The sequence below is a fragment of the Nocardioides sp. genome, assembly GCF_050246775.1.
Taxonomy (GTDB): Bacteria; Actinomycetota; Actinomycetes; order Propionibacteriales; family Nocardioidaceae; genus Nocardioides.
The window spans coordinates 1,347,194-1,372,816 of the sequence record NZ_JBFWVK010000001.1; the positions used below are offsets into that span (position 1 = coordinate 1,347,194).

Here is a 25,623-nt window from a genome sequence, read left to right on the forward strand (position 1 = left end):
CGTCATGAGGTTCGAGGTGCTCCGTTTCATCACTGTTCGGGGGTCCTACCGGGGGGTATGGGACCCGAACACAAAGGGGCCACCATGGTGGACGCTCTGGAGTGGGGTCCAGCAGCGTCCACCGGGTCGGGCCCCCTTGCTGATTTCGGGGCCGGCCGGTGCGCCGGACGTTCACAGCTGCCTCAACGCGAGCGGTACCAGCGGTAGGGGCGTGACTCTTCGGGGAGTTCGAGGGCGACGCTCACTAGGTCGAGCGACTCGAAGGCCGCGATCGACTCATGCTCAGCGGGTAGCGCACGGAACAAGGCACGCCTGAGTGGCCACTCGTTTTGCAGCCAGTCGTCCACTGCGGTGGCGACGTCGGTCGTGAGGTGCTCCATGTCTTGGCGGAGCCAGAACGTCACCATGGCTGACTCGGCCGGGAACTGCTGGAGTGTCTCGGGGGCAGCTCCAACCCGGACCAGGTAGTCGCGGAGCGGGTTGAGGTAGAGACATCCGAGGGATTGGGTTCGGGTCGGGTTCATGAGCAGGTAGGTGAACGCCCGGCCGGCTTCGTGGTCGGCCTGATGGATAGCGACCAGGGCACGGTTGTCATCGAGCGTGAAGCCGTCGATCGGCCAGCGCCCGTCGCTGTGTGCTCCGATCACCTCTGGGCTGGCCATGTAGGCGTTGTAGTCGGGCTCGACAAGGTCCGTCGTGAGGGGTGTGGCGATGAACGCGGTGCGGACGAGTCCATGCGGGGCCCGGGTCCTGGCGTTGAGCATGTCGTCCTTCCTGTGGACAGTTCACCAGCACTGTCCGGGTTCATTGGCTCGGCGAGGGGATAACGGTGAGGGGGCCTTCGTCGGGAGTGGGCGGTTCGAAGTGGTCGAAGTAGTGAGCGGCGAGGTCGTCGTCGAGCAGGTAGTCGTCGGGGTGGCTGGTGCGCCGGGCGCGGACGCGTTCGAGGACGGTGGCCCGGTCGGTTGCGAGGTAGACCGTCTCGGGCACCACCCCAGTGGGTTCGAGGAGACGGCGGTAGTCGCTGCGCATCTGGCGGGACCAGAACGAGAAGTCGAGGACGACGTCGATTCCGTGGGCGACGAGTTCCAGCAGGCGGGCCCGCAGGTGTGCCTCGATGTCCTCGCGGACTCCGGGCGGGAAGGGCACGACGAAGATGCCGCGCTTCCAAGCCTCAGCGTCGAACGACAGCCGGACCATGCCGTCCTGCTCCAGCCCCTGTGCGTAGGTCGACTTGCCAGCCCCGGAAGGTCCGCACATGAAGATCACTCGGGACATGGGCTCACTCTAGGGAGTCGCACAGGACAGGTTCCGGTCCCGTGCCTCCTCACGTCAGTGCTGACAGTTGGCACGTGGCGGAGGCCAGGTCCTGCGGTCCGAGTCGGGTCGTCGCGGTCACAGCCCCTTCCCCGCGTCAGTGGAATTCGATGGCACGTCGGTTGCCTGTCACCGGCGTGCGGCACCGTTGCGCAGACCCGCCGAGCACGGCAACCGGCATGGTCCGCGGTGCTCGTGCACGAAGACGCCGCCTCGCGGCCCCTTCCAGGACCACGAGACGGCGTCTTCGTCTTTCGGACTACGGATTCTGGTCCGGAGCCCACTGGCGGTGGCGGAGGGATTTGAACCCTCGGTCGGCTTGCACCGACAAACGCTTTCGAGGCGTTCTCCTTAGGCCGCTCGGACACGCCACCGCGGAGAAGGCTACTAGAGCAGTGGACGGGGCCGAAATCAGGTGCCGGGGGCCGTTGCAACGTGGTTGCAACGTTGCTCGTCGCAGTCTGCCAAGACTGCCCTGCTGTCGAGATCCTGGTGTGGTGACGTGTGACCGTGTTCACTGAGCCCATGACCCACGATGCGATGCGCGCGGAGGTGGCGGACTCCTGGCATCGTTCCGCAGCCGCCGGCGTGCTCGCCGACCGGGTCGACGCCCCGATCACCTTGCCCGACAATGACCTGCGCGACTACCGCCAGGAACACCCCCTCTCGCGGGTCTTCCCGCTGCTCGACGACGTCCTCGGCCAAGCCGCACGAGACTGCGACGCGATGATGGCCGTCTCGGACGCAGCCGGCCAACTGCTCTGGGTGTGCGGCACGCCGGCCACGTTGCGCCGGGCCGAGTCCATCGGCTTCGTCGAGGGCAGCAACTGGGACGAGCGACTCGCGGGCACCAACGCGCCCGGGCTCGCCCTGCGCCTGGACCAGCCGGTCAACGTGATCCGCTCCGAGCACTTCCGTCAGTCGGTGCAGCAGTGGTCGTGCGCAGCCACCCCCATCCACGATCCCGGCTCCTCCAGCCTTCTCGGGGTCCTCGACATCACCGGCGGCGACCAGATCGTCGTACCGCAGACCATGGCCATGGTGCGCGCCGCCGCCCGGATGGCCGAGGCCGAACTGGCCCGTGACCGGCTGACGGTCGGCCTCCGCGAGCAGCAGTACGACGGGTTCCACGTCGTCATGGAGTCACTCGGCCGCTCCGAAGCGCTGCTCGCCCTCAACGACGGCCGCGGCCATCACGCCAACCTGCGGCTCTCGCCACGCCACAGCGAGATCCTCCTGCTGCTGGCCTCCGCGCCGCGCGGCCTGTCCGGTGACGAACTGGCAGTACTGCTCTATGAGGACGACAGTCCCTCCTCAACCTTGCGGGCCGAGTTCAACCGCCTGCGCCACCTCCTCGGTGACGAGCTCCTGGCCTCACGCCCCTACCGTCTCGCGGCCGGCGTCACCGCCGACTGGCTCGCCGTCGAGGCGCACCTGGCCGCCGGCAACCTGCGTGCCGCGATGCATGCCTACGCCGGACCTGTCCTCCCGCGTTCCATCGCGCCCGGCGTCGTACGCCTGCGGGAGAACCTCGAGAACTCCCTGCGCCAAGCGCTTCTGCGCAGTGGCGAGGCAGACCTGATGTCCACCTGGACCCGTTCGGCGTGGGGCACCGACGACTACGAGATGTGGACCGCCCAACGCGACGCCGTCGGCGGAGCCTCACCCATGCTCGCGCTGATCGACGGACAGATCGCCCGGCTGGACCGTGAGCTGCTGTAGCTGGGGCCGGATTCACTCCTGCCGCAGGAGTCCCCGGCTGACCGGTGATTCCCGCGGTTGTCAGCCGTTGCAATGGCTGACAACCGTGAGTTTCCCCGGCTGACCGGTGACTCCTGCAACGTCCCCGCAACGTGGCACTTCCTACCGTGTGACTGCAGTCACATCAATCACAGGGAGTTCGCATGTCTGTCTTTTCAGCACCCGGGGCGCCTGACTCGAGCATCGAGGTCAAGAGCCGCTACGGGCACTACATCGGTGGCCAGTGGGTCGACCCGATCAAGGGTGCCTACTTCGAGAACATCTCCCCCGTGAACGGCAAGCCGTTCACCGAGATCGCCCGCGGCACCGCGGAGGACATCGAGGCGGCCCTGGATGCCGCCGAGGCCGCAGCCGGCCCGTGGGGTCGTACGTCGACCACGGAACGCTCCAACATCCTGCTCCAGATCGCCGCTGTGATGGAGGCCAACCTCGAAGACCTGGCCGTCATCGAGACCTGGGACAACGGCAAGGCCGTGCGCGAGACCATCAACGCCGACATGCCGCTCGCCGTCGACCACTTCCGCTACTTCGCCGGCGCCCTTCGGGCCCAGGAGGGTGGCATCAGTGAGATCGACGAGAACACCATCGCGTATCACTTCCACGAGCCCCTGGGTGTGGTCGGCCAGATCATCCCCTGGAACTTCCCCATCCTGATGGCCGTCTGGAAGCTCGCCCCTGCTCTCGCGGCCGGCAACGCCGTCGTACTCAAGCCGGCCGAGCAGACCCCCTGGTCAATCCTCAAGCTGATGGAGCTCATCGGCGACCTGCTGCCGGCCGGCGTACTCAACGTCGTCAACGGCTTCGGCGTCGAGGCCGGCAAGCCGCTGGCCTCCAGCAGCCGGATCCGGAAGATCGCCTTCACCGGTGAGACCACGACCGGGCGCCTGATCATGCAGTACGCCAGTGAGAACATCATCCCGGTCACCCTGGAGCTCGGTGGCAAGAGCCCCAACGTCTTCTTCGAGGACGTGGCGGCTCAGAAGGACGCCTTCTACGACAAGGCCCTCGAGGGCTTCACCATGTTCGCGCTCAATCAGGGCGAGGTCTGCACCTGTCCCTCACGCGCACTCGTGCAGAGCTCGATCTACAGCGACTTCGTGCCCGACGCCATCGCACGGGTGGAGGCCATCAAGCAGGGCAACCCGCTGGACACCGACACGATGATGGGCGCCCAGGCCTCCAACGACCAGCTCGAGAAGATCCTGTCCTACCTCGACATCGGCAAGCAGGAGGGCGCCAAGGTGCTCACCGGTGGCGAGCGCAACGTCCTCGAGGGCGACCTGGCCGAGGGCTACTACGTGCAGCCGACCGTCTTCGAGGGCGACAACTCCATGCGGATCTTCCAGGAGGAGATCTTCGGGCCGGTGGTGTCGCTCACCTCGTTCGACGACGAGGCCGATGCGCTCAAGATCGCCAACGACACCCTGTACGGCCTCGGCGCTGGCCTGTGGACCCGTGACGGCAGTCGAGCCTTCCGCGCCGGCAAGGCGATCCAGGCCGGCAGGGTCTGGACGAACTGCTACCACGCCTACCCCGCCCACGCGGCCTTCGGCGGCTACAAGCAGTCCGGGATCGGCCGCGAGAACCACAAGATGATGCTCGACCACTACCAGCAGACCAAGAACCTCCTTGTCTCCTACTCTCCGGACAAGCTGGGCTTCTTCTGATGGTTGAACGGGTCGCTGTCACAGCGGAGGCGGCGGAGCTCATCCGCCGCCTCACCGACTCCCACGGACCGGTGATGTTCCACCAGTCCGGCGGCTGCTGCGACGGCTCCTCGCCGATGTGCTACCCGGACGGGGAGTTCCGGATCGGCGGGTCCGACCTTCATCTCGGCGATCTCGAGGTCGGCCTGGAGCGCCAGGTCCCGGTCTTCATGTCCAAGACTCAGTTCGAGTACTGGAAGCACACGCACCTGACCATCGACGTCGTGAAGGGCAGAGGGGCGGGCTTCTCCCTCGAGGCACCTGAGGGGGTTCGCTTCCTGATCCGCTCCCGCCTGTTCACGGATGCAGAATCGATTGCGGCCGACGTCGGACACTGACCGCCTCGACTGCCTTCGTTGTGGGACGATCGCGACACATCGGACCTGAAGGACACACATGGGCGAGGTACTGGGAGAGATCCTCCCGCTGGCGGTGGCCATTGCGGCGTCACCCTTCCCGGTCATTCCTGCGATCCTCCTGCTCTTCACCCGGCAGCCACGCGCCGCGAGTACGGCGTTCCTGGCCGGCTGGGTGGTCGGCATCCTGGTCGGCACTCTGGTGTTCACCACCCTGGCCACGGTGCTGGAACGGGGCGAGACGCCGGTCTGGGCGATCTGGCTGCGCATCGTCCTGGGACTCGCTCTGGTCATCCTGGGCGTGGTCAAGTGGCTGGGCCGCGGCAAGGAGGCCGCGCCGCCGGGCTGGATGCAGTCGCTCGAGACGGCAGATGCGCGCAAGGCACTGAGCATCGGGCTGCTGTTGTCAGTGGCGAACCCCAAGGTGTTGCTGCTGTCCGCGGCCGCCGGGCTGTACGTCGGCGGGGTGGAGCTCACCCTGACCGAGTTCGTCGTGGCGGTGGCGGCCTTCACCGCTGTCGCCGCGTCGAGTGTCGCAGTACCGGTGCTCGGATTCCTGGTCGTGGGCGAGCGGATGCTGCCCCCTCTCGCGCGCGCCAAGGACTGGTTGATCACCCACAACGCCGCGGTCATGGCCGTCGTGATCGTGGTGATCGGCTGCCTGCTCGTGTCGAAGGGGTTCGGCGAGCTCTGAGGACTACCAGGTGGCGGTGAGGAATCGCACGCGGTGGACCTGGCCCACGAAGCGCAGGTCGTCCGGCTCGTCACCCAACCCCAGACCCCCGATGGTGCCCGTGACGCTCGCGGCACGCTCGCGGTCGCGGGTGCGCTGCTTGTAGCCGGGGAAGCGGGTGACGCTGTGGGTCTCGGTGACCTCCCCGAACCCGCGCAGGGTCAGCGAGAAGTCGACAGTGGGCTGTCCGGCCAAGGATCCGTCGAAGTAGCCCTCGACATGGGTCCAGGCCTGGTCCTTGGTCATCCGGATGCGAACCTCACCGGACTCCAGCGACTCGGTTCCCTCCTCGAAGAAGGTGCACTCACGTTCCAGCTCACCGGCCGCCTCAGTGAAGTCCGGCGTACGGGTCGGCTCGAAGCCGGCGGGGCAATCGAAGTGGAACACGTAGCCGCGCACGGCCGCCGACCCGTCGGAGGAGCTGTAGAACTCCAGGTGCCCGTAGTGGGCGTTGCCAGGTGCGCCCGGCATGGCCCCCATCTCCACCAGCTCGACCACAGCCGACTTGGTGTAGGTGCGAGCCAACGCCGCCTGGGAGGGCGCCGCTGTGAACGGGACGACCACCAGCGCGGCAGCCACCGCCACCCCTCGAGCGAACCAGGTCATGCGCACTCCCCCCAACGACTGACTCCGATGCTAGATCGCCCTGCACGCTCCGGCCATGGCTCGGAACCCCAGAGTCGTCTACTGCAGGGCGCGCGGGGCCAGGCGTTGCAGCTGGGTGACGTGGCCAGGTTCCAGCTCGTCGAGCGTGGCGACACCGAGCAGCCGCATCGTGCGTTCGATCTGACCGCGGAGGATGTCGATGGTGCGATCCACGCCGTCGCGTCCTCCGGCCATCAGCCCATAGAGGTAGGCGCGTCCGATCAGCGTGAAGTGGGCTCCGTGCGCGAGTGCGGCCACGATGTCCTGACCGGACATGATGCCGGTGTCCAGGTGGACCTCAAGGTCGTCTCCCACTGCCGCGACCACCTGCGGCAGCAGGTGGAAGGGCACAGGAGCCCGGTCCAGCTGCCGTCCACCGTGGTTGGACAGGACGACGGCGTCCACCCCGGCCTCCGCGAGGCGACGGGCATCGGCCACGGTCTGCACGCCCTTGACCGACACCTTGCCGGGCCACTGGTCCCGGATCCAGGCCAGATCCTCATAGGTCACGGTCGGGTCGAACATGGTGTCCAACAGGTCTGCCACCGTGCCCGACCACGAGTCGAGCGAGGCGAAGGCGAGCGGTTCGGTGGTCAGGAAGTTGATCCACCAGGCCGGTCGCGGGATGGCGTTGGCCACGGTCCGAGCGCTCAGGGTGGGAGGGATCGTCATGCCGTTGCGCACGTCACGCAGCCGGGCCCCGGCCACAGGGACATCGACGGTCACCACCAAGGTGTCGTAGCCGGCCTTGGCAGCCCGATCGACCAGGGCCATCGATCGATCGCGGTCCTTCCACATGTAGAGCTGGAACCAGTTGCGGCCCTCGGGGTTGGCCCCGGCGACCTCCTCGATCGAGGTCGTGCCCATCGTCGACAGCGTGAACGGGATGCCAGCTGCACCCGCAGCCGAGGCGCCCGCGATCTCACCCTCGGCCTGCATCATCCGCGTGAACCCGGTTGGCGCGATCCCGAACGGCAACGCGACCTGCCTGCCGAGCACCTCGCGCGAGGTGTCGACCCGAGAGACGTCGCGCAGGACGGCAGGGTTGAACTCAACGTCGCCGAACGCCTCACGGGCGCGCGCCAGGGAGACCTCCCCGTCGGCCGCGCCGTCGGTGTAGTCGAACGCCGGCTTGGGAGTACGCCGCTTGGCGATCCGGCGCAGGTCCTCGACGGTCAGGGCCGCAGCCAGCCGGCGCTCCTTGGGAGAGAGGGTGGGCTTCTTGAACTTCAGCAGGGGAGCCAGGTCGTGGCGCTTGGGCAGCTGTCGCTTCATCAGGCGACTCTCTCACTGCCTCGGATTCTCTGCCTCCCCTTCACCGCGTCGACCTCGCGCAGCGGTCGCCGTACCCCGATCCGTGGTCAGGGGGTACGCCGCTGGCGGAAGAAGTCGTCCAGCAAACGAGTGGACTCCTCGGCGAGCACACCGGAGACCACCTCAGGGCGATGGTTGAGGCGCCGGTCTCGCACGACGTCCCACAGGCTCCCGACCGCGCCGGCCTTCGCGTCGTACGCCCCGAAGACCAGGGTGCTGATCCGGGCGAGGACGATCGCACCGGCACACATGGTGCAGGGCTCGAGCGTCGCCACGAGAGTGCAGCCTTCCAGGCGCCACGCGTCGCGAGCCGAAGCCGCCTCACGAAGGGCCAGCACCTCGGCGTGGCCGGTCGGGTCGGCCCGGGCCTCGCGCACGTTGTGACCCCGGCCGATCACGACACCGTCAGGATCGAGCACGATCGCGCCGACCGGTACGTCGCCGGTGGCGAGGGCAGCCCGTGCCTCGTCGAGGGCAACCCGCATGGGGGGCACCCACTGCTCGATCGGGATCACGCCGAGGTGAGGCCGACCGCGTCGTCGAACTGCGGTCCGAAGCCCGCACGACTGGCCACGTCGGACAGCATCTCGTCGGGGTAGAGCTCGAAGTCGTCGATCAACGCCGCCATGTCCATGGCGTGCATGCCCAGGTCGCCGAGGATGTTCAGGTCTCCGGCAGGGACCTGCTCGTCCTCCTCCTCGGGGTAGGGCAGGTGCAGCGCCTCGACAGCGGACCGGGCCAGGTCCCACTCGTCGGCAGCGGTGATGTCGGAGAGCAGCACCCGGATCTCGGGGCCGTTCACCCGGACGATCACGAAGAAGTCCTCGTCGATCGCGACCAGCCCGACCGCGCCGTCCCCCGGCAGGCGACGCAGGGCGTGGGAGAGGGTGTCGATGTCGGTCAGGACCGTGTCCGAAACTTCCTGGACATGCCAGATCCCGTCCTCACGAAATGCGGCGACCGCGAAGTCGATCCCGTCGAGTTGATCGGGCATCGGACACCTCCCACCTGTCAGTCCCCCAGAGTGACAGAAGGCGGGACCCGACACCAACCATGTTGCCGAACGGCCCACTAGGGTTCACCTCATGGAGACCCACGTCATCGACCATCCGTTGGTCGCACACAAGCTGACCACCCTGCGCGACGAGGCCACCGACTCGCCGACGTTTCGTCAGCTGGCCGACGAGCTCGTGACCCTGCTCGCCTATGAGGCCACCCGCGACGTCCGAGTCGTCCCCGTCACGGTCATCACCCCCGTGTCCCCCGCGGTGGGCGTCAAGCTGGCCTCACCGAAGCCGCTCGTCGTACCCATCCTGCGAGCAGGCCTGGGCATGCTCGACGGCATGATGCGCCTGCTCCCCACGGCCGAGGTCGGGTTCCTCGGGATGGTCCGCAACGAGGACACCCTCGAGGCGTCGACCTATGCCGAGCGCCTGCCCGACGACCTGTCCGGACGGCAGTGCTACGTGCTCGACCCGATGCTGGCCACCGGCGGCACCCTCGCTGCCGCCATCAAGTTCCTGGTGGACCGGGGGGCCGACCACATCACCGCGATCTGCCTGCTCGCCGCCCCCGAGGGCTGCGCCCGGCTCGAGGCCGACCTCGCCTCCGTCGACGTCCCGGTCACCATCGTCACCGCCGCGATGGACGAGAGGCTGAACGAGAAGGGCTACATCGTGCCCGGGCTCGGGGACGCGGGCGATCGGTTGTACGGCGTCGTCGGGTGATCCCACCAGCCCCAGGGATCACCGGCTGACCGGCGATCCCCGCGGTTGTCAGCTGTTGCAATGGCCGACAACCGCGAGTTCCCCCGGTCGACCGGGGAAACCCGCAACACACCCCGACCTACAGTGCCTTCACAGCATTCAGCAGCTTGCCGAGTGAGTCTTTGGCGTCACCGAACAACAACGTGGTCCTGGGGTCGAAGAGCAGCTCATTCTCGATGCCGGCGAAGCCGGGGCGCATCGAGCGTTTCATGAACACCACCTGCTGGGCCTCGTCGGCGTTGAGGATGGGCATGCCGTAGATGGGTGCCGAGGGCGTGGTGCGCGCCGCCGGGTTGACCACGTCGTTCGCTCCGACGACGAGCACCACGTCGGTCTGCTTGAACTCGGAGTTGATCTCGTCCATCTCGATCAGCCGCTCATAGGGCACCTGGGCCTCGGCGAGCAGCACGTTCATGTGCCCCGGCATCCGGCCGGCCACCGGGTGGATGGCGTAGTCGACCTTCGTGCCCCGTGCGATCAGGACGTCGACCAGTTCGCGCAGCGTGTGCTGGGCCTGGGCCACTGCCAGGCCGTAGCCCGGCACGATGATCACGCGGTCGGCGTAGCCCAACAGGATCGCCACGTCCTCGGGTCCGGCCGAGCGCACCGGACGCTCTGAGGCCTCTCCGGCCCCCAGTGTCGAACCGCCCCGCAGAGCGCCGAACAGGATGTTGGCCACCGACCGGCCCATCGCGCCGGCCATCAGCAGGGTGAGGAACGTGCCCGATGCGCCGACCAGGGTCCCCGCCACCAGCAGAACCGTGTTGTTCAGGACGTAGCCTCCGGCAGCCACGGTCAGGCCGGTGAAGGCGTTGAGCAAGGAGATGACGATCGGTACGTCGGCGCCGCCCACCGGAAGCACCAGGAGTACACCGATCACCAGACCCAGCAGTGCGAGCAGGATCCCGATCCACATCGCGGGCGACTGCACCAGTTGCACCGACAGGGCGACGGCGACGACGAACGAGCCCCCGAAGAGGAACGGCAGCCCGGGGAAGGTCACCGGGCGCGACGTCATCAGCTCCTGGAGCTTGGCGAAGGTGACGATGGACCCGGCGAAGGACACCGAGCCGACCACGATGGTGAACGCAGTGGCTGCGTAGACGAACCAGTTGAACAGGTCGATGCCGGGGAACGCCGACTGCTCCTCGAGCATGTGATGCAGCTCCAGCAGGGCCACGAGGGCTGCTGCGCCGCCGCCGACCCCGTTGAACAGGGCCACCATCTGCGGCATCTGGGTCATGGTGACCTTCTGGGCACCGACGACACCGCCCACGGTGCCGATCGCGATCGCGACGAGCATGAGGGCGACGTGATCGAGGTCCAGCTCGCTCCAGAAGAACGGTACGGCGCAGGCGACGACCGCAGCCCCGGCACCGAGGAGGTTGCCGGCGCGTGCCGTCCTGGGTCCGGACAGGCCCTTGAGGGCCAGGATGAAGCAGACCGCGCACAGCAGGAAGACCAGTTGCACCCAGACGGGCATCACGACGTCCATCAGGCCGCTCCCCCATCGTCCGGGGCGACGGGCGCCTTGGCAGGCTTCTTGCGCACGAACATCTGCAGCATCCGGTCGGTGACCACGAAACCGCCCACCATGTTGACCGCCGCCAGCACGATCGCAACCAGGCCGATGATCAGCGCGAAGGTGTTGTCGGTCGACCCGGTCACCAGGATCGCACCCAACAGGATGATGCCGTGGATCGCGTTGGCTCCCGACATCAACGGGGTGTGCAGCGTGGAGGAGACCTTCGAGATCACCTCGATGCCCACGAAGACGCTCAGGATGAAGATCGTCAAATAGACGATGGACGGACTCACGGCTGCTCTCCTTGGGGAGTGGTCTCGACAGGCTCGACCACCGAGACATCGGGCCCGACCACCGAGACATCGGGCCCGACCACCGAGACATCGGGCTCGACCACCGAGACATCAGGCTCGACCACCGAGACATCAGGCTCGACCACCGGGTCGGGGTCCAGCGCCGCCCTGGTCGGCTCGTGCACGATGACGCCGTCGCGGGTGACGCACGACGACGCGACGATCTCGTCCTCGAAGTCCGGATCGAAGGCGGCCACCCCGTCGGTGGAGCGGGTCATCAAGGTGACGAGGTTGACGATGTTCTGGGCGTAGAGCTTCGACGCCGGGCCCGGCATCTGCGCGGGCACGTTGCGACCGCCCCACACCTGGGCGTTCCCGATCCGCACCACCTCGCCGGCCACCGAACCCTCCACGTTGCCACCGGAGTCGGCAGCCAGGTCGACGACCACGGAGCCCGGTGACATCTGCTCCACCATGGCGGAGGTGACCAGCATGGGCGCCTGCCGGCCTGGTACGGCGGCGGTCGTGATCAGCGCGTCGGCCGCGGCGATGTAGGGGGCCAAGAGGTCGCGCTGGCGCGCCGCCCGGTCCTCGGTCATCTCGCGGGCGTAGCCACCGGCACCCTCGAGCGTCTCCAGCGCCAGGTCGATCGACTGTGCGCCCACCGAGCGGATCTCCTCTGCCGCGGCTGCTCGCACGTCGTACGCCTTGACGACGGCGCCGAGCCGCTTCGCGGTGGCGATGGCCTGGAGGCCGGCCACCCCGGCTCCGAGGACCACGACCTGGGCGGGGGGCACCGTGCCGGCCGCGGTCATGTTCAGGGGGAAGAAGCGTCGCAGCAGACCGGCGGCCACGATCGCGGACCGGTAGCCCGACACCAGCGACTGCGATGACAGTGCATCCATCGACTGGGCGCGGGAGATCCGTGGCACCAGTTCCATGGCGTGCGAGGTGATCGAGCACTGCAGCAACGCGGTGACGACCTCGGGGTTCGCTGCGGCGGGCAGGAAGGAGACGGTGGTCGCTCCGGACCTCAACCGCCGGATCGCGGCCACGGACAGGGGTTGGACCGACACCACGACATCTGCGATCTCGAGGGCGGCCGGATCCACCGCGGCCCCGGCGTCGAGGAACTCCTCGTCCGAGATCAGCGCGCCCGCACCGGCACCGGGCTCCACCGACACCTCATAGCCCAGACCTGTGAGCTTGCCGACCAGCTCCGGCACCAACGCGACCCGGGTCTCCCCAGCGTGGACTTCTGCGGCTACGGCGATCTTCACCTGCCCGAACCTAGCCGATGGCTCAGTCGCTCAGACGCACGCTTCGCGGGTCGAACCCGAAGGGCAGTTCGAGCCGGTTGGCCTTCATGAGGACGTCGTCGGTGAGGACGTCGTACGTGGCCCCGTCGGCCACCACGGCTCCGTCATGGAGGACCACCGATCTCGGGCACAGCTCCAAGGCGTAGGGAAGGTCGTGGGTGACCATCAGGACGGTCACGTCCAGGGAGCGCATGATGTCGGCCAGTTCGCGACGCGAGGCGGGGTCGAGGTTGGAGGACGGCTCGTCGAGGACCAGGATCTCCGGCTGCATCGCCAACACGGTCGCGACCGCCACTCGTCGGCGCTGACCGAAGGACAGGTGATGTGGGGGCCGGTCGATGAAGTCCACCATCCCGACCCGGTCGAGTGCCTCGACGACCCGGCGCTCGAGCTCGGCTCCCTTGACCCCCATGTTGGCCGGGCCGAAGGCGACGTCCTGGCGAACCGTGGCCATGAAGAGCTGGTCATCCGGGTCCTGGAACACGATGCCCACCCGGCGGCGGATCTCCTTCAGGTGCTCCTTGACGACCGGGAGGCCACTGACCGACACCGTGCCGGCTCCCGGTGTCAGGATGCCGTTGAGATGCAGCACGAGGGTGGTCTTGCCGGCGCCGTTGGGCCCGAGGAGCGCGACCCGCTCGCCCTGGTGCACGTGCAGGTCCACCCCGAAGAGGGCCTGGTGGCCGTCGGGGTAGGCGTAGGCGAGCCCTTGGACCTCGAGCACGGGCGTGGCCATCAGGACTCCTTGGACGGCATGGTGCCGGTGTAGCCGCGCGAGACCATGGCCAGGTGGACCCGTTCACCACGTTCGTAGGACCGGATGAAGAGGGCACCCAGCGACCGGGCCAGCACGGGCCAGTGCCGCGGTGAGCGCGGGTCGCAGCCGCGCGAGCGCATCGCGGTCGTCATGCGGGTCAGCTCGGCGGTGATGACGTCGAGGTAGCGGATCATGAAACCCATGATCTGCACGATCAGGTCGGGCATCCGCAGGCGTTCCAGGCCTCGCAGTACGTCGGTCGGCTCGGTGGTGGCGGCCATCGTGAGCGAGGCCATCACGCCCAGGGTGCCCTTGGCCAACAGCCCCCAGGCGGCGACCAGCCCGGGTTGGGACACCGTCAGCCCCAGGAACTGGGTGCTGGGGCCGGTGGCGACGAAGGGCACGAGCAGGGCGAACAGCACGAAGGGTGTCTCCACCACCATGCGCCGGGCGATGTAGCCGAACGGGACCCGGCTGGTGGCGATGACGGCCAGGACGAGGAGGAGGTAGCCGCCGAAGACCGGATACCACTCCCGCGGGGTGGCGACCACGATCAGCATGAAGCCGACCAGGGTCAGCAGCTTGAGGTGGGCCGGCGCCCTGTGGATCGGGCTGTGCCCGTGGAAGTGCAGCCGGTGGCCGTGGCCGGCGCCCATCTAGACGGACTCGCGCTCGGATGTCTCGTCGGTGGTGTCACTCTGCTCCTCGTGGCCGCGACGGCGCACGGCCCAGGTGAGGCTTCCGGCGATGGTGAGCACCAGGAGGCAGCCGGCGACGCCGGCGATGCCGCCGCTGAGCCGTTCGTTGTCCACGCCCTTGGTGGCATAGCCCGCGAACGGGCCGTCGGAGGTGGCCGATGCCTTCTCCTGGTCGATGAACCCGGTCTTCTCGGCGACGTAGTTGAGGCCGTCGGGGTGCGAGCTGGCGTAGAAGCTGGCCACGCCGGCGATCAGCAGGGCGACCAGGACACCGATCGCCAGGAAGGTCCTGGTCCTCATGCCGCTCCCACCTTCCGGATCTCGAGGGTGCGGGTGGCCAGCACCCGGCGGGCGCCGTACACGAGATCGGGGCGTACGGCGGTCACGGCGCCGACGACGAGTCCGGTCACCACGGCCTCACCGATGCCGATCAGCACGTGCCACGACACCATGGCGGTGAGGACCGTTTTCGTCTCCACCGGTGCGGTCCCGCCGATGGCGAACAGGGCGGTGAAGGCGACCGCGGCCACCGGCACGCTGACCAGGGCCCCCACGGCGGCTGCGGGGGCGACCATGGACAGGCGCTTGGGCAGGATGCTCTGGACGCCCCGGAAGACCAGCCACCCCACCACAGAGCCCACGATGGCCATCAGGGTGACGTTGGTGCCGAGCGCGGTGATGCCCCCGTCGGCCATGAACAGTGCCTGCACGAGGAGCACGACGCTGACGCAGAGCACGGCGGTGTAGGGGCCGACGAGCACGGCGGCGAGGGCACCGCCGAGCAGGTGACCGCTGGTGCCGGCCGCGACCGGGAAGTTCATCATCTGGCCGGCGAAGACGAAGGTGGCGACCAGGCCCGCCATCGGCGCGGTGCGGTCGTCCAGCTCGCGGCGTGCACCGCGCAGGGCGACAGCGACGCCTGCCGCGGCCACGACGCCGGTCGCGATCGACGTGGGTGCGTCGAGGAATCCGTCAGGTACGTGCATGAGCCCACCATACGCTGTTGCAAACAGTTCGCAATAGCCTGCCCGATCGGGCAGGCCCGGTCGGAGAGGTCAGATCCGAGCGCCGAACAGTACGCCGATCAGGTAGGTCACGGCCATCGCCAGCAACCCACCACCCACGTTGCGCAGCACCGCGCGACGTGGTGGGCTCTGGCCCAGCCTGGCACTCGACCACCCGGTGAGGGCGAGGGCGAGCGCCACGGAGACGACCGTGACCCAGACCCGTGCCGACTGCGCCACCAGGGTGATGGTCAGCAGCGGCAGCAGGGCCCCCACGGTGAAGGCGATCATCGAGGCCCAGGCCGCGTGCCACGGGTTCGTCAGGTTGTCCGGGTCGATGCCGAGCTCGGCATCGGCATGCGCTCCCAGCGCGTCATGGTCGGTCAGCTCCTGGGCGACCTGGCGGGCGAGGTCGACACTGAGGCCCTTCTCCACGTAGATCTCGGCCAGCTCGGCGAGCTCGTCCTCCGGCATGTCGCGAAGCTCCTTGCGCTCCTTCTCGAGCAGGGCCCGCTCGGAGTCACGCTGGGTGCTGACCGACACGTACTCGCCAGCGGCCATGCTGAGCGCCCCGGCGAAGAGTCCGGCCACACCCGCGACGAGGATGGCATTGCGATCGGTGGTGGCACCAGCGACTCCGACCACCAGGCCCGCGGTGGACACGATGCCGTCGTTGGCACCCAGCACTCCCGCGCGCAGCCAGTTCAGGCGGGCACCGATGCCGCTCTCGTGAGCCTCGCCCTCGTGCGGCGCTGCGGGCTCGGTCGTCTCAGCACTCATGCGGCCGAGTCAACCCATCGCCGGACGTAGGCGCAACCAAGGGCAGGCTTGGCTCACGATCTCCGACCGAGCAGTCACCGATCCAGCAGCTCATCGACCCAGCGCGGAACGAGCTCACCTGCGAAGCCGTGCCGGGCTTCGTGGAAGTAGCCCGTGCCCTCGCTCGGCTTCAGGTTGAGCTCCAGCGTGTGCGCTCCGGCCGAGCGGGCGACCTGGACGAACCCGGCAGCGGGGTAGACCGCGCCGGAGGTCCCGATCGACACGAAGTGGGTCGCCTCGGCAAGAGCGTCGTGGATCCGGTCCATCTCGTGCGGCAGTTCACCGAACCAGACCACATCAGGGCGCAGGGTCCGGTGGCCGCACCGAGGGCACGGCGGGTCGGCCAGCAGTGGCTCGGCGACGGGCGAGCGCTGGTGACACGTCGTACACAGCGCCGTACGCAGGGAACCGTGCATGTGTACGACGTCGGTGGAGCCGCCGCGCTCGTGCAGGTCGTCGATGTTCTGGGTGACCAGCAGCAGGTCCTTTCCCAGCGCCTGCTCGAGCCGCGCGAGCGCCCGGTGCGCAGGATTGGGGTCGACCGCGTCGAGAGCAGCCCGGCGGGTGTCGTAGAACGCCTGCACCACGTCGGGCTGCCAGGCGAATGCCTGGGGCGTGGCCACGTCCTCGACCCGGTGGCCCTCCCAGAGGCCGTCCGCGTCGCGAAAGGTCGGGACCCCGCTCTCGGCGGAGATGCCGGCTCCGGTCAGGACGACGATGCGCATGCCTCAACGTAGCGCCGTCCCCGACGGCAGGGGCCACTGCGGGGACCCTTACTTGATGTCGCCGACCTCGATGTCGAAGTTGACGGTGTCGCCGTCCACGTCGGTGACGGTGGCCGTGACCGGCAGTTCGTCCTCGCCTGCGGTGAGCGTGCACTCCATCTCGGTGTCGACCTCCGCGTCGAGGTCGCCGGGGCACACCACGTCGTCCGGCTCCTGGCCCACCTGCTCGGCGAGCTGACTGGAGATCTGGGCTTCCACGTCGGACTGCGCGACAGCGGAGCTGCCGCAACCCGCGACGAGCGCGAACCCGGCGACGGTTGCGAGGGCCAACAGCGTGTTCTTGATCATCAGAGTCCTCATGGAGCTGTCGTCCGCGAGAGCTGGTCGCCGCCCGGGAGCTGCCACCCTAGGGCGAGGCTGCCCTCGGCCGTGGCGTTTTGGCATGACGGTCGGCGCCGTGGAACCGATCAGCCGTCGAGGTCGCCGGCGAGGTAGCGCTGCAACGTCGGCGCCAGCGCGGCAACGAGGGCGTCCTGCGATGCGGTGTTGAGGACCTCGAGTCCCACCACGTGGCGGGCGAAGGCGAGGCCGACGACCTGTGACATGGCCAGACCGGCGCGGACCTCTGCTCGGTCGGAGCCCAGGTGAGCCGCGATCGGGAGCAGGAGCTCTCGGGTCACCTTGTCGCGCACCATCACCGCGGCGACCTCGTGGCTCGCTGCGGACCGGATCATCCCGACGATCGTGTTGCGCCGCCCCGGGTCTGCGAGGGCCGCGACGACGAAGGTGGCCAGTCGCTCCCCGATGCCGTCCGGATCGCCGTCGAGGATGCCGGGCAGTACGTCGGCGGGGCGGAACGGGAGGCCGACGACCTCGGCGAAGAGCTCGGCCTTCGAGCCGAAGAAGTAGTTGATGAGGGCCGGGTCGACGCCGGCCCGGTCGGCGATCTGCCGGAGGCCGGCGTTGTCGTAGCCCCGCTCGGCGAAGACCTCGACGGCCGCACGGGAGATGTCGTCGCGGGCGGTGCTGGAGGCGCCCCGGCGCCCCGCCCTGCGGGAGTCCGACGTGGACCTGGGAGTGCTCGGCATGTTGACAACCCTAACTCATCGTGTGTTGAATATGTTTATTCAACAGTCGATGAACTTAAGGAGTCGAGCCATGGAAGCTCTCAGCCCTCGGCGTCGTACCGCGCTGCTCGCGGTGATCGCCCTGTCCCTGATGACCGTCGTGTCCGCGGTCAGCGGACTCAATGTCGCGTTGCCGAGCCTCCAGCGCGACACCGGCGCCACCCAGAGCGAGATCCAGTGGATCGTCGATGCCTACACGTTGGTCTTCGCCGGCCTGCTGCTCGCCGCGGGCGCCCTGGGCGACCGGTTCGGGCGCAAGCCCGTGCTGCTGGCCGGGCTGGCCATCTTCGGCAGCGCGTCCGCGTTCGGCCTGTTCGTCAGTGACCCGACGATGCTGATCGCCATGCGTGCGGCCATGGGCGTGGGCGCCGCCGCCGTGATGCCGGTGACCTTGTCGGTCATCACCACCTCGTTCCCACCCGAGGAGCGGGCCAAGGCGGTCGGCGTCTGGGTCGGCGTCGCGGGCGGCGGCGCGGTGGTGGGCCTCTTCGGCTCGGGCCTGCTGTTGGAGTTCTTCGAGTGGAACTCGTTCTTCGCCCTCAACGTGACGTTGGCGGCGCTCGGTCTGATCGGCAGCGCCCTCGTCGTACCCAACTCCCGAGACGCGCACCCCCCCGCCCTGGACCCCCTGGGCGCGCTCCTGTCCTTGGCGTTGGTCGGCGGACTCGTCTTCGGCTTCATCGAAGGCGGCGAGCGTGGCTGGGGCGACGCCATGACCGTCACCGGTTTCGTCGTCGGGATCCTCGCCGCGGTCGCGTTCGTGGCGTGGGAGCTGCGCCAGGAGTCCCCGCTGCTCGACCCCCGACTGTTCCGGTTGCGCGGGTTCAGCACCGGCGCGCTGTCCATCGCGTTGCAGTTCTTCGCCAGCTTCGGGTTCTTCTTCATCGTCCTGCAGTACCTGCAGTACGTCGCCGGGCTCAGCCCGCTCCAGGCGGCCTGCGCACTGCTGCCCCTGCCCGTGGTCCTGATCCCCCTGGCCCGTCGGGCGCCAGCGCTCGCGCAGCGGTTCGGCACCAACCGGGTCGCCAGCCTGGGTCTCGCGCTGTCGGCGGTCGGCATGCTGCTACTGACCCAGCTCGGGGCCGACCTCGTCTACTGGAAGTTCGCCGGGGCGGTGGCGGTGTTCGCCGCCGGCATGGCGCTGGCCAGCACGCCCGCGACGATGGCCATCACCGCCTCACTCCCGGCCAGCAAGCAGGGCGTCGGCTCCGCGGTCAACGACGTCTCGCGTGAGTTCGGGTCGGCCTTGGGGATCGCGATCCTCGGCAGCGTCCTGAACGACCAGTACCGAGCCAACCTCGCCCCCGCGGTCGCCGGCCTCCCCCGCGACGCCGCTGACGCCGCCACCTCGTCCCTGGCCGCTGTCCACGCAGCCGCACCAGGCCTCGGAGACCGCGGACAGCAACTGCTGGACGCTGCCAACCAGGCCTTCGTGGACGCCACGGGTGGGGCATTCCTCGTCGCGGCGGCGGTCCTGGCACTCGGGGCGGTCATCGTCGCCGTGCGTGCACCCAACGCGCAGGAGCTCGCGGTCGACCTGCACGCCCACGACACCGCCCCGGCACCTGGGTCGGTCGGTCCGACACCGGTGGACACTCACTGATCAGCGCAACACGCCAGATCAGTAGTACCAGGGGTACGGCGACCAGTCGGGCTCGCGTTTCTCCAGGAACTGGTCGCGCCCCTCCTGGGCCTCGTCGGTCATGTAGGCCAGCCGGGTCGTCTCACCGGCGAAGAGCTGCTGGCCGACCAGTCCGTCGTCGATCAGGTTGAAGGAGTATTTCAGCATCCGCTGGGCCGTGGGGCTCTTGCCGTTGATCTTGGCGCCCCAGTCCAGCGCGACGGCCTCCAGCGAGTCGTGCGGCACCGCCCGGTTCACCATGCCCATCCGGTAGGCGTCCTCGGCGGAGTACTCCTCGCCCAGGAAGAAGATCTCGCGGGCGAACTTCTGTCCCACCTGGCGAGCGAGGTAGGCCGAGCCGAACCCACCGTCGAACGAGCCCACGTCAGCGTCGGTCTGCTTGAACCGGGCGTGCTCGCTGCTGGCCAGCGTCAGGTCGCACACCACGTGCAGGGAGTGCCCACCACCGGCGGCCCAGCCGGGGACCACGCAGATCACGATCTTCGGCATGAACCGGATCAGCCGCTGGCACTCGAGGATGTGCAGGCGCGCCATCTTCGCCTTGTCCACGGTGTCCGCGGTCTCGCCCTCGGCGTACTGGTAGCCCGCCCGGCCGCGGATCCGCTGGTCGCCGCCGGTGCAGAACGCCCACTTGCCGTTCTTCTCCGACGGGCCGTTGCCGGTGAGCAGCACGCAGCCCACGTCGCCGCTGGTGCGCGCGTGCTCCAGCACCCGCAACAGCTCGTCGACGGTGTGCGGCCGAAACGCGTTGAGCACGTCGGGACGGTCGAAGGCGATCCGCACGGTGCCGTGGGCGCGCGCACGGTGGTAGGTGAGGTCGGTCAGGTCCTCGAAGCCGGGCACGGGGTCCCAGGCGTCCGGGTCGAACGTCTGCGACACGCCCTCGAGTGCACTCATGACCGGCAGGCTATCCGGCCCCGCGCAGTCCGCAGGCCAGGGCACCGAGCAGGACGGCCAGCGGCACCACCGCCACACCCTCCTTCGCGAACCGAGCCGCGGTGACGGTGACCCCGACCTTCGCGCAACGGCGCAACCACAGCAGATTGGCCAGCGACCCCCACAGCAGCAGCATGCCGCCGACGTTGATGCCGACCAGCAGTGCCGGATAGCTGGAGGAGGGCGTCACCGGCGCGAGCGCCAGCCAGGCCGGCAGGTTGTTCACCGCATTGGAGAGTACGGCGGCGCTGCCGGCCAGCACCACGTCGTTCGGCCAGCCGATCGTGTCGGGCTCGAAGACCACGAGCGCCAGCTCGACCAGCACGAAGAGGGCGAAGGCACCGAGGACGATCCGGGCCGGGACCAGGGAGAACAGCCGGGCCGGCCTCACGAGGGCGGGGTCGCGCAGCAGGCAGAGCCCCACGAGCAGCAGCAGCCCGATGGTGGCGGCCAACCAGGCCGGCGTCCCGACCACGGTGCCGATCGCGATGCCCAGCGCGATCACCGAGGCGGCCACCACCAGGACCCGGTCGTGCGCAGGCAGCACCCGTGGCACGGCGTACCGTCCGCGGATGCTCGCGCGGAACCGGACGAAGAGGACGCCGAGCACCACCACCAGCACGACGAGCTGAGGCAGCCACAGGTCGGCCACGAACTCTCCGGCGCTCTGGCCCGTGCGTTCCACCGCCAGCAGGTTGCTGAGGTTGGAGATCGGCAGGAGCAGGGACGCGCCGTTCGCCAGCCAGATGGTCGCGAACGCGAACGGCAGCGGCGGGAGGTCGAGCTCGGCCGCCAGGGCCAGCGCCACGGGCGTGAGCATCACGGCCGTGGTGTCGATGCTGAGCAGGACGGTCGTCACCGTGGCCAGGAGGCAGTAGAGCGCGAACAGCAGGAGGGTGCGGCCGCCGGCGGCGCGGGCGAACAGGTGCGCGGCCACGTCGAACACGCGGGCGTCGGCGCACAGGTCGCTGACCAGGGTGATGACGACCAGGAAGAGCAGCACCGGCCAGGTCGCCTGCCAGGCAGCCTCGACGGCCTCGATGAGCACGAGGAGACCCTACGCGTTTCGCGTCGCCGCCTAGGGTCGAGGGATGCCTGCCAGCAACGCGAAACGCCAGGAACTGATCGTCGCCACCCTCAGCGAGGCGTTCGAGCCGCTGATGAAGGCGGACGCCGCAGGCTTCCGCACCAAGTTCCGCAAGATGGCCGCCGACCCGTTCGCGTTCTACCGTGGCAGCGCCGTCCTCTTCTACGCCGACATGGCTCGGCGCCGCGAGCACCGCTCCGACGAACGCACGAGCCGGGTCTGGATCCACGGCGACCTCCATGCGGAGAACTTCGGCACCTACATGAACTCCGAGGGGGTGCTCGTGTTCGACGTCAACGACTTCGACGAGGCCTACCTGGGCCACTTCAGCTGGGACCTTCGCCGGTTCGTCGCGAGCCTCGCGCTCATGGGCTGGCAGAAGGCCCTGCCGGAGACCGACATCCGCCGCCTGGCCAGGACCTATCTCGAGGCGTACGTCGAGCAGGTGCGCCACTACGTGCAGGTCGATCAGGACGAGGCGTTCGCGTTGCGTCTCGACAACACCGATGGCGCCATCCACCAGGTGCTCATGACGGCCCGGATGTGCACCCGCATCGAGATGCTCGACGACATGACCGAGGTGGTCGAGCACGAGCGCCGCTTCACGCGGGGCGCCGGCGTGCGTGAACTGGGGAAGACCGAACGCGCCAAGGTCGAGCGGGCCTTCGCGCGCTACCTGACGACACTGTCGGACTCCAAGCGTCAGCAACAGGACGTCTTCTACGACATCAAGGATGTCGTCGGGAGCTCCGGGTTCGGGATCGGCTCAGCTGGGTTGCCGGCCTACAACGTCCTGATCGAGGGCCTGAACCAGGCGCTCGAGAACGACGTGGTGCTCTCGATGAAGCAGGCCAACGTCCCGGCCGTCGGTCGCATCGTCGAGGACGAGCGGGCGACCTCGTTCTTCCAGCACGAGGGTCACCGCACCGTGATCAGCCAGCGCGAGCTCCAGGTGCACACCGACCCGTTCCTCGGCTGGACCACCGTGGACAAGGTCGGGTACGTCGTCGCCGAGGTGTCGCCGTACGAGGCCGACCTCGACTGGTCCCGGATCAGCGAGCCCGAGGACATCGAGCCGGTGGTGGAGCTGCTCGGCCGGGCGACCGCCAAGATCCACTGTGTCTCCGACGAGGACAGCGACGAGGACCTGGTCGACTTCCAGACCGAGGAGGCCATCATCGAGGCCATCGACGCAGATCTCGAGGGCTTCCTCGACGAGCTCGTCGACTTCGCCATCGACTACGCCAGCAGGACCCGCAAGGACCATGCCCTGTTCGTCGACGCCTTCCGCGAGGGTGCCTTCGACCTGGTCTCAGCCGTCGGCTGAGGAACAACGAGGCGCCCCGTGGCATTCTCCCTCTATGACACTGAAGGGTGACTACGAGCGCGGCACCTCCGGGTGGGCCGCCAAGCAGGTCGACGAGTACGAGGCCTCCGGCGGACGCGAGTCCAACACGATCCAGGGCCGCCCCATCGTCGTGATCACGTCCGTCGGCTCGAAATCCGGCAAGTTGCGCAAGAACCCGGTGATGCGCGTCGAGCACGACGGCGAGTACGCCGCGGTGGCGTCCAAGGGCGGTGCCCCGGAGCACCCGGCGTGGTTCCACAACTTCGTGGCCCACCCGGTGGTGGACCTGCAGGACGGCCCGGAGCCGGCGTCGTACACAGCCAGGATCGTCACCGGTGCGGAGCGGGAGGCCTGGTGGGAGCGCTGTGTGGCCGCCTTCCCGCCGTATGCGGGCTACCAGGAGAAGACCGACCGGGAGATCCCGGTCTTCGTCCTCACCAAGATCGAGTGACGCCTCAGGAGCCCGCGATCGAGACCGCCAGCGCCACGAGGTGACCCAGCCTGGCCATCTCCGAGTCCAGGATGTCCGGGCCGCCACGCCGGGCCAGCACGACGAACTCGTCACCCGCCAACGGTGCCGCGGCGAGGACGTTGTCGTCGGCGCTGTCGAGGCGTCCGGGCTTGTCGACGCGCAGCCACGCGAACTCGTCGGGTGCCGCGCCCGTGCGCTGCAGGACCCCGTCGGCCCCGACCCGGGCGGCCCAGTCGGCCCGGAAGATCTTCGGCAGCAGCTCGACCAGCCTGTTGACGGCCAGGGTCGGGTGGGCGGTCAGTTCCTCCACGGCCTCGAGGTCGAGGAAGAGCCCGCCTCCGGCGGCGTAACGACTGATCCAGACCACGGACACCCCGTCGAGGGCGTTGCAGGCCGAGACCAGCGAGTCGGGCATCACGCCGGGGAGCGCCTCGAGCAGGACATCGTCGACCGCGGTGCCGTCGTGACGGTGCTCGACGATCTCGATGGCCTCGATGTCGCCGCCGGCCTCACCGATCGCGGTCGCCACGCGGCCCAGCGAACCGGGCACGTCCGGCAGGGCGACGCGGAGCAGGAACGGCATGCATCGACCCTAGACCCACTGGGTTACGCGCTCGTGACGCCATCCGCGACGTGAACCCCCCGACTAGGCTGCACACATGCCTCGGATCCTCGTCACGGGCGCGACCGGATTCGTTGGTCGTCGCCTCATGAAAGCACTCAGCGCAGCCGGCCACGACGACCTCCGGGCGATGACGCGCCACCCGGACACCTACGACGGACCGGGGACCCCGGTGGGTGGCGATGTCGCAGACAGCGACTCCCTCGACGCCGCCCTGGCCGGGGTGGACATCGCCTACTACCTGGTGCACTCACTCGACGACGCCGACTTCGAGCGCCTGGATGCGCAGGCTGCGCGCAACTTCTCCGCGGCGGCGGCGAAGGCCGGTGTCCGCCAGATCGTCTACCTCGGCGGGCTCGGCGCCGACGACGGCAGCCTGTCGGCACACCTGCGCTCGCGCCGGGAGGTGGAATCGCTGCTGTCCGAGGACGGCGTACCCGTGACCGCTCTGCGCGCCGCGATCGTGGTCGGGAACGGCGGCATCTCGTGGGAGATCACCCGCCAGTTGGTCAAGAGCCTGCCGGCGATGATCGTGCCCAAGTGGGCCACCACCCGCACCCAGCCGATCGCGCTGGACGATGTGGTCCGCTACCTCGTCGGCGTCGCCGACAAGCCCCAGGCGTTCGGCCGGATCTTCGAGATCGGTGGCCCGGACCGGTTGACCTACATCGAGATGTTGCGCATCGCCGCCCAAGTCGAGAAGGGGCGCTCGGTGCCCATCGTGACGGTTCCGGTGCTCACCCCGCGGCTGTCGTCGTACTGGCTGGCCCTGGTCACCGACGTCGATGTCACGACCGGACGCAACCTCATCGACTCCATGGGCACCGAGGTCGTGGTGAGCGAGCACTCCATCAAGGACATCGTGCCCGGAGACTCGATGACCTACGAGGAGTCGGTGCGGGTCGCCCTCGCCGAACGCAGCGCCGAGAAGGCCTAGCCGAAGATCGCCGGAAGCACGTAGAGCATCGACACCGACCAGGTCAGGTGGGTGAGGATCGGTGCGAGTACGCCGCCGCTGGCCCGGCGCTGCAGGCCCACCACGACGCCGAGGATCAGCGCAGCGAACGTCAACATGATGTTGCCCGTCGCGGCGGTGGTGAGGCAGTAGGCGACAGCGGTGACCGCGACCTGGTGCTTCTTCACGGCCGCGTAGACCGCGCCACGGAAGAACAGCTCCTCGGCGATCCCGTTGAGCACGGTCACCAGCAGCACCAGCGGGCCGACGCCCTGGTTGGCGAAGTCCAGCACCGAGCTGACCTGCTTCTCCAGCAGTGGGATCTCGCGCACGATCAGCGCTCCCACCGTGAACACCGCGGACAGCGCGAGCCCGATGACGATCGGTTGCACGATGGGGCGCCTGGCCCGGTCACCGATCCGGTCACCTGTCTGGGGCCCGGTCTCGATGCGGCCCAGGTGCAGGGGGCCCGAGGCGAAGCCCCCGATGGCCCACACCGCCGCCAGGACCAGCGTGGCCGGGTAGAAGCTCGGGCTGCCCGGCTCGATGCGCAGCGACAGGGCCAACACGATCGCGCCGATGAGCACGACGACGACCGTGACCGCCTGCCGGCGGCGAAAATCCGCGGGGGACTGCCAGTGATCGCGAGGGAAGATGTCCCACAGTGACGTGCGGAGCAGGTCACCGATCCTCATG

The 25,623-nt window shown here is 68.7% G+C and carries 30 protein-coding genes and 1 tRNA gene; 9 read left to right on the top strand and 22 right to left on the bottom strand.

Going from position 1 to position 25,623, the window contains the following annotated elements; all coding sequences use genetic code 11:
- Nucleotides 1-182: 182 nt before the first annotated feature.
- From AB7I40_RS06360 to AB7I40_RS06370, 3 genes are all read right to left on the bottom strand, one after another.
- The gene (locus AB7I40_RS06360) at nucleotides 183-764 is read right to left on the bottom strand and encodes a hypothetical protein (protein WP_428344201.1); all 582 of its coding nucleotides are present in this window, start codon (nucleotides 762-764) and stop codon (nucleotides 183-185) included.
- Nucleotides 765-804: 40 nt separating this feature from the next.
- Nucleotides 805-1,278: an AAA family ATPase gene (locus AB7I40_RS06365; RefSeq protein WP_428344202.1), complete on the bottom strand. Its 474-nt coding sequence runs from the start codon at nucleotides 1,276-1,278 to the stop codon at nucleotides 805-807.
- 323 nt (nucleotides 1,279-1,601) lie between these two features.
- Nucleotides 1,602-1,691, bottom strand: a tRNA-Ser gene (locus AB7I40_RS06370).
- Between the two features lie 151 nt (nucleotides 1,692-1,842).
- Here AB7I40_RS06370 and AB7I40_RS06375 point away from each other — a divergent pair.
- From AB7I40_RS06375 to AB7I40_RS06390, 4 genes are all read left to right on the top strand, one after another.
- On the top strand, nucleotides 1,843-3,039 hold the full coding sequence (locus AB7I40_RS06375; RefSeq protein WP_428344203.1) for a GAF domain-containing protein: 1,197 nt from the start codon (nucleotides 1,843-1,845) through the stop codon (nucleotides 3,037-3,039).
- A gap of 182 nt (nucleotides 3,040-3,221) precedes the next feature.
- Nucleotides 3,222-4,745, top strand: coding sequence for an acetaldehyde dehydrogenase ExaC (gene exaC, locus AB7I40_RS06380; RefSeq protein WP_428344204.1), 1,524 nt, complete (start codon nucleotides 3,222-3,224; stop codon nucleotides 4,743-4,745).
- On the top strand, nucleotides 4,745-5,122 hold the full coding sequence (locus AB7I40_RS06385) for a DUF779 domain-containing protein (RefSeq protein ID WP_428344205.1): 378 nt from the start codon (nucleotides 4,745-4,747) through the stop codon (nucleotides 5,120-5,122). The genes exaC and AB7I40_RS06385 overlap by 1 nt, the downstream gene beginning before the upstream one ends.
- Before the next feature lie 58 nt (nucleotides 5,123-5,180).
- Nucleotides 5,181-5,834, top strand: coding sequence for a GAP family protein (locus AB7I40_RS06390; protein WP_428344206.1), 654 nt, complete (start codon nucleotides 5,181-5,183; stop codon nucleotides 5,832-5,834).
- A 3-nt stretch (nucleotides 5,835-5,837) separates the two neighbouring features.
- On the opposite strand, the gene AB7I40_RS06395 is transcribed toward AB7I40_RS06390, so the two are convergent.
- The 4 genes from AB7I40_RS06395 to AB7I40_RS06410 form a co-directional block, all read right to left on the bottom strand.
- Nucleotides 5,838-6,479, bottom strand: coding sequence for a hypothetical protein (locus tag AB7I40_RS06395; RefSeq protein ID WP_428344207.1), 642 nt, complete (start codon nucleotides 6,477-6,479; stop codon nucleotides 5,838-5,840).
- A 78-nt stretch (nucleotides 6,480-6,557) separates the two neighbouring features.
- Entirely contained in the window at nucleotides 6,558-7,793 is a 1,236-nt protein-coding gene (locus AB7I40_RS06400; protein WP_428344208.1) for an alpha-hydroxy acid oxidase, read from the bottom strand.
- Between the two features lie 86 nt (nucleotides 7,794-7,879).
- Nucleotides 7,880-8,317 carry a tRNA adenosine(34) deaminase TadA gene (gene tadA / locus AB7I40_RS06405; protein ID WP_428344209.1) on the bottom strand — a complete coding sequence of 146 codons (438 nt, stop codon included), beginning with the start codon at nucleotides 8,315-8,317 and terminating at the stop codon, nucleotides 7,880-7,882.
- Nucleotides 8,318-8,343: 26 nt separating this feature from the next.
- Nucleotides 8,344-8,826 (bottom strand): tRNA adenosine deaminase-associated protein, encoded by a 483-nt coding sequence (locus AB7I40_RS06410; RefSeq protein WP_428344210.1) that lies wholly within the window; start codon nucleotides 8,824-8,826, stop codon nucleotides 8,344-8,346.
- A gap of 91 nt (nucleotides 8,827-8,917) precedes the next feature.
- Here AB7I40_RS06410 and upp point away from each other — a divergent pair, with 91 nt between their 5' ends.
- The gene (upp, locus tag AB7I40_RS06415) at nucleotides 8,918-9,559 is read left to right on the top strand and encodes a uracil phosphoribosyltransferase (RefSeq protein ID WP_428344211.1); all 642 of its coding nucleotides are present in this window, start codon (nucleotides 8,918-8,920) and stop codon (nucleotides 9,557-9,559) included.
- A gap of 118 nt (nucleotides 9,560-9,677) precedes the next feature.
- Here the strand turns inward: upp and AB7I40_RS06420 are convergent, their stop codons facing one another.
- From AB7I40_RS06420 to AB7I40_RS06470, 11 genes are all read right to left on the bottom strand, one after another.
- On the bottom strand, nucleotides 9,678-11,093 hold the full coding sequence (locus AB7I40_RS06420; RefSeq protein WP_428344212.1) for an NAD(P)(+) transhydrogenase (Re/Si-specific) subunit beta: 1,416 nt from the start codon (nucleotides 11,091-11,093) through the stop codon (nucleotides 9,678-9,680).
- Nucleotides 11,093-11,416 (bottom strand): NAD(P) transhydrogenase subunit alpha, encoded by a 324-nt coding sequence (locus AB7I40_RS06425; protein WP_428344213.1) that lies wholly within the window; start codon nucleotides 11,414-11,416, stop codon nucleotides 11,093-11,095. The genes AB7I40_RS06420 and AB7I40_RS06425 overlap by 1 nt, the downstream gene beginning before the upstream one ends.
- Nucleotides 11,413-12,696, bottom strand: coding sequence for an NAD(P) transhydrogenase subunit alpha (locus AB7I40_RS06430; RefSeq protein ID WP_428347930.1), 1,284 nt, complete (start codon nucleotides 12,694-12,696; stop codon nucleotides 11,413-11,415). The genes AB7I40_RS06425 and AB7I40_RS06430 overlap by 4 nt, the downstream gene beginning before the upstream one ends.
- Nucleotides 12,697-12,718: 22 nt before the next feature.
- On the bottom strand, nucleotides 12,719-13,471 hold the full coding sequence (locus AB7I40_RS06435) for an energy-coupling factor ABC transporter ATP-binding protein (RefSeq protein WP_428344215.1): 753 nt from the start codon (nucleotides 13,469-13,471) through the stop codon (nucleotides 12,719-12,721).
- Nucleotides 13,471-14,148, bottom strand: a complete 678-nt coding sequence (cbiQ, locus tag AB7I40_RS06440) for a cobalt ECF transporter T component CbiQ (protein ID WP_428344216.1) — start codon at nucleotides 14,146-14,148, stop codon at nucleotides 13,471-13,473. The genes AB7I40_RS06435 and cbiQ overlap by 1 nt, the downstream gene beginning before the upstream one ends.
- Entirely contained in the window at nucleotides 14,149-14,490 is a 342-nt protein-coding gene (locus tag AB7I40_RS06445) for a PDGLE domain-containing protein (protein WP_428344217.1), read from the bottom strand.
- A complete protein-coding gene (locus AB7I40_RS06450) occupies nucleotides 14,487-15,176 on the bottom strand; it encodes an energy-coupling factor ABC transporter permease (RefSeq protein ID WP_428344218.1) in 690 nt (229 codons plus the stop codon). Before AB7I40_RS06450 ends, AB7I40_RS06445 begins: the two co-directional genes overlap by 4 nt.
- Before the next feature lie 69 nt (nucleotides 15,177-15,245).
- Nucleotides 15,246-15,974, bottom strand: a complete 729-nt coding sequence (locus AB7I40_RS06455) for a VIT1/CCC1 transporter family protein (RefSeq protein ID WP_428344219.1) — start codon at nucleotides 15,972-15,974, stop codon at nucleotides 15,246-15,248.
- Between the two features lie 74 nt (nucleotides 15,975-16,048).
- Complete coding sequence (locus tag AB7I40_RS06460; protein WP_428344220.1) at nucleotides 16,049-16,738, bottom strand: NAD-dependent deacylase; 690 nt, start codon at nucleotides 16,736-16,738, stop codon at nucleotides 16,049-16,051.
- 48 nt (nucleotides 16,739-16,786) lie between these two features.
- Nucleotides 16,787-17,098: a DUF4333 domain-containing protein gene (locus AB7I40_RS06465; protein ID WP_428344221.1), complete on the bottom strand. Its 312-nt coding sequence runs from the start codon at nucleotides 17,096-17,098 to the stop codon at nucleotides 16,787-16,789.
- Between the two features lie 107 nt (nucleotides 17,099-17,205).
- Entirely contained in the window at nucleotides 17,206-17,826 is a 621-nt protein-coding gene (locus tag AB7I40_RS06470) for a TetR family transcriptional regulator (protein WP_428344222.1), read from the bottom strand.
- Between the two features lie 70 nt (nucleotides 17,827-17,896).
- On the opposite strand from AB7I40_RS06470, the gene AB7I40_RS06475 reads away from it, so the two are divergent.
- Complete coding sequence (locus tag AB7I40_RS06475; protein WP_428344223.1) at nucleotides 17,897-19,468, top strand: MFS transporter; 1,572 nt, start codon at nucleotides 17,897-17,899, stop codon at nucleotides 19,466-19,468.
- Nucleotides 19,469-19,486: 18 nt separating this feature from the next.
- Here the strand turns inward: AB7I40_RS06475 and AB7I40_RS06480 are convergent, their stop codons facing one another.
- Nucleotides 19,487-20,404 carry a 1,4-dihydroxy-2-naphthoyl-CoA synthase gene (locus tag AB7I40_RS06480; RefSeq protein ID WP_428344224.1) on the bottom strand — a complete coding sequence of 306 codons (918 nt, stop codon included), beginning with the start codon at nucleotides 20,402-20,404 and terminating at the stop codon, nucleotides 19,487-19,489.
- A gap of 10 nt (nucleotides 20,405-20,414) precedes the next feature.
- Nucleotides 20,415-21,491: an SLC13 family permease gene (locus AB7I40_RS06485; protein WP_428344225.1), complete on the bottom strand. Its 1,077-nt coding sequence runs from the start codon at nucleotides 21,489-21,491 to the stop codon at nucleotides 20,415-20,417.
- Between the two features lie 43 nt (nucleotides 21,492-21,534).
- Between AB7I40_RS06485 and AB7I40_RS06490 the strand changes: the two genes are divergently transcribed.
- Together AB7I40_RS06490 and AB7I40_RS06495 are read left to right on the top strand one after the other, a co-directional pair.
- Nucleotides 21,535-22,857, top strand: coding sequence for a DUF2252 domain-containing protein (locus tag AB7I40_RS06490; protein WP_428344226.1), 1,323 nt, complete (start codon nucleotides 21,535-21,537; stop codon nucleotides 22,855-22,857).
- 34 nt (nucleotides 22,858-22,891) lie between these two features.
- Complete coding sequence (locus AB7I40_RS06495) at nucleotides 22,892-23,329, top strand: nitroreductase family deazaflavin-dependent oxidoreductase (RefSeq protein ID WP_428344227.1); 438 nt, start codon at nucleotides 22,892-22,894, stop codon at nucleotides 23,327-23,329.
- Between the two features lie 4 nt (nucleotides 23,330-23,333).
- On the opposite strand, the gene AB7I40_RS06500 is transcribed toward AB7I40_RS06495, so the two are convergent.
- Nucleotides 23,334-23,933, bottom strand: a complete 600-nt coding sequence (locus AB7I40_RS06500) for an ACT domain-containing protein (RefSeq protein ID WP_428344228.1) — start codon at nucleotides 23,931-23,933, stop codon at nucleotides 23,334-23,336.
- 76 nt (nucleotides 23,934-24,009) lie between these two features.
- On the opposite strand from AB7I40_RS06500, the gene AB7I40_RS06505 reads away from it, so the two are divergent.
- The gene (locus tag AB7I40_RS06505) at nucleotides 24,010-24,909 is read left to right on the top strand and encodes an NAD(P)H-binding protein (protein WP_428344229.1); all 900 of its coding nucleotides are present in this window, start codon (nucleotides 24,010-24,012) and stop codon (nucleotides 24,907-24,909) included.
- Here the strand turns inward: AB7I40_RS06505 and AB7I40_RS06510 are convergent.
- Nucleotides 24,906-25,622, bottom strand: a complete 717-nt coding sequence (locus AB7I40_RS06510; protein ID WP_428344230.1) for a lysostaphin resistance A-like protein — start codon at nucleotides 25,620-25,622, stop codon at nucleotides 24,906-24,908. The two genes, AB7I40_RS06505 and AB7I40_RS06510, sit on opposite strands and share 4 nt — an antisense overlap.
- Between the last annotated feature and the right edge of the window lies 1 nt (nucleotide 25,623).

Coding starts and splice junctions, on each gene's coding strand:
- AB7I40_RS06360 (WP_428344201.1), bottom strand. CDS start 764: ATGCTCAACGCCAGGACCCGGGCCCCGCATGGACTCGTCCGCACCGCG.
- AB7I40_RS06365 (WP_428344202.1), bottom strand. CDS start 1,278: ATGTCCCGAGTGATCTTCATGTGCGGACCTTCCGGGGCTGGCAAGTCG.
- AB7I40_RS06375 (WP_428344203.1), top strand. CDS start 1,843: ATGACCCACGATGCGATGCGCGCGGAGGTGGCGGACTCCTGGCATCGT.
- exaC (WP_428344204.1), top strand. CDS start 3,222: ATGTCTGTCTTTTCAGCACCCGGGGCGCCTGACTCGAGCATCGAGGTC.
- AB7I40_RS06385 (WP_428344205.1), top strand. CDS start 4,745: ATGGTTGAACGGGTCGCTGTCACAGCGGAGGCGGCGGAGCTCATCCGC.
- AB7I40_RS06390 (WP_428344206.1), top strand. CDS start 5,181: ATGGGCGAGGTACTGGGAGAGATCCTCCCGCTGGCGGTGGCCATTGCG.
- AB7I40_RS06395 (WP_428344207.1), bottom strand. CDS start 6,479: ATGACCTGGTTCGCTCGAGGGGTGGCGGTGGCTGCCGCGCTGGTGGTC.
- AB7I40_RS06400 (WP_428344208.1), bottom strand. CDS start 7,793: ATGAAGCGACAGCTGCCCAAGCGCCACGACCTGGCTCCCCTGCTGAAG.
- tadA (WP_428344209.1), bottom strand. CDS start 8,317: ATGCGGGTTGCCCTCGACGAGGCACGGGCTGCCCTCGCCACCGGCGAC.
- AB7I40_RS06410 (WP_428344210.1), bottom strand. CDS start 8,826: ATGCCCGATCAACTCGACGGGATCGACTTCGCGGTCGCCGCATTTCGT.
- upp (WP_428344211.1), top strand. CDS start 8,918: ATGGAGACCCACGTCATCGACCATCCGTTGGTCGCACACAAGCTGACC.
- AB7I40_RS06420 (WP_428344212.1), bottom strand. CDS start 11,093: ATGGACGTCGTGATGCCCGTCTGGGTGCAACTGGTCTTCCTGCTGTGC.
- AB7I40_RS06435 (WP_428344215.1), bottom strand. CDS start 13,471: ATGGCCACGCCCGTGCTCGAGGTCCAAGGGCTCGCCTACGCCTACCCC.
- cbiQ (WP_428344216.1), bottom strand. CDS start 14,148: ATGGGCGCCGGCCACGGCCACCGGCTGCACTTCCACGGGCACAGCCCG.
- AB7I40_RS06445 (WP_428344217.1), bottom strand. CDS start 14,490: ATGAGGACCAGGACCTTCCTGGCGATCGGTGTCCTGGTCGCCCTGCTG.
- AB7I40_RS06450 (WP_428344218.1), bottom strand. CDS start 15,176: ATGCACGTACCTGACGGATTCCTCGACGCACCCACGTCGATCGCGACC.
- AB7I40_RS06455 (WP_428344219.1), bottom strand. CDS start 15,974: ATGAGTGCTGAGACGACCGAGCCCGCAGCGCCGCACGAGGGCGAGGCT.
- AB7I40_RS06460 (WP_428344220.1), bottom strand. CDS start 16,738: ATGCGCATCGTCGTCCTGACCGGAGCCGGCATCTCCGCCGAGAGCGGG.
- AB7I40_RS06465 (WP_428344221.1), bottom strand. CDS start 17,098: ATGAGGACTCTGATGATCAAGAACACGCTGTTGGCCCTCGCAACCGTC.
- AB7I40_RS06470 (WP_428344222.1), bottom strand. CDS start 17,826: ATGCCGAGCACTCCCAGGTCCACGTCGGACTCCCGCAGGGCGGGGCGC.
- AB7I40_RS06475 (WP_428344223.1), top strand. CDS start 17,897: ATGGAAGCTCTCAGCCCTCGGCGTCGTACCGCGCTGCTCGCGGTGATC.
- AB7I40_RS06480 (WP_428344224.1), bottom strand. CDS start 20,404: ATGAGTGCACTCGAGGGCGTGTCGCAGACGTTCGACCCGGACGCCTGG.
- AB7I40_RS06490 (WP_428344226.1), top strand. CDS start 21,535: ATGCCTGCCAGCAACGCGAAACGCCAGGAACTGATCGTCGCCACCCTC.
- AB7I40_RS06495 (WP_428344227.1), top strand. CDS start 22,892: ATGACACTGAAGGGTGACTACGAGCGCGGCACCTCCGGGTGGGCCGCC.
- AB7I40_RS06500 (WP_428344228.1), bottom strand. CDS start 23,933: ATGCCGTTCCTGCTCCGCGTCGCCCTGCCGGACGTGCCCGGTTCGCTG.
- AB7I40_RS06505 (WP_428344229.1), top strand. CDS start 24,010: ATGCCTCGGATCCTCGTCACGGGCGCGACCGGATTCGTTGGTCGTCGC.
- AB7I40_RS06510 (WP_428344230.1), bottom strand. CDS start 25,622: ATGAGGATCGGTGACCTGCTCCGCACGTCACTGTGGGACATCTTCCCT.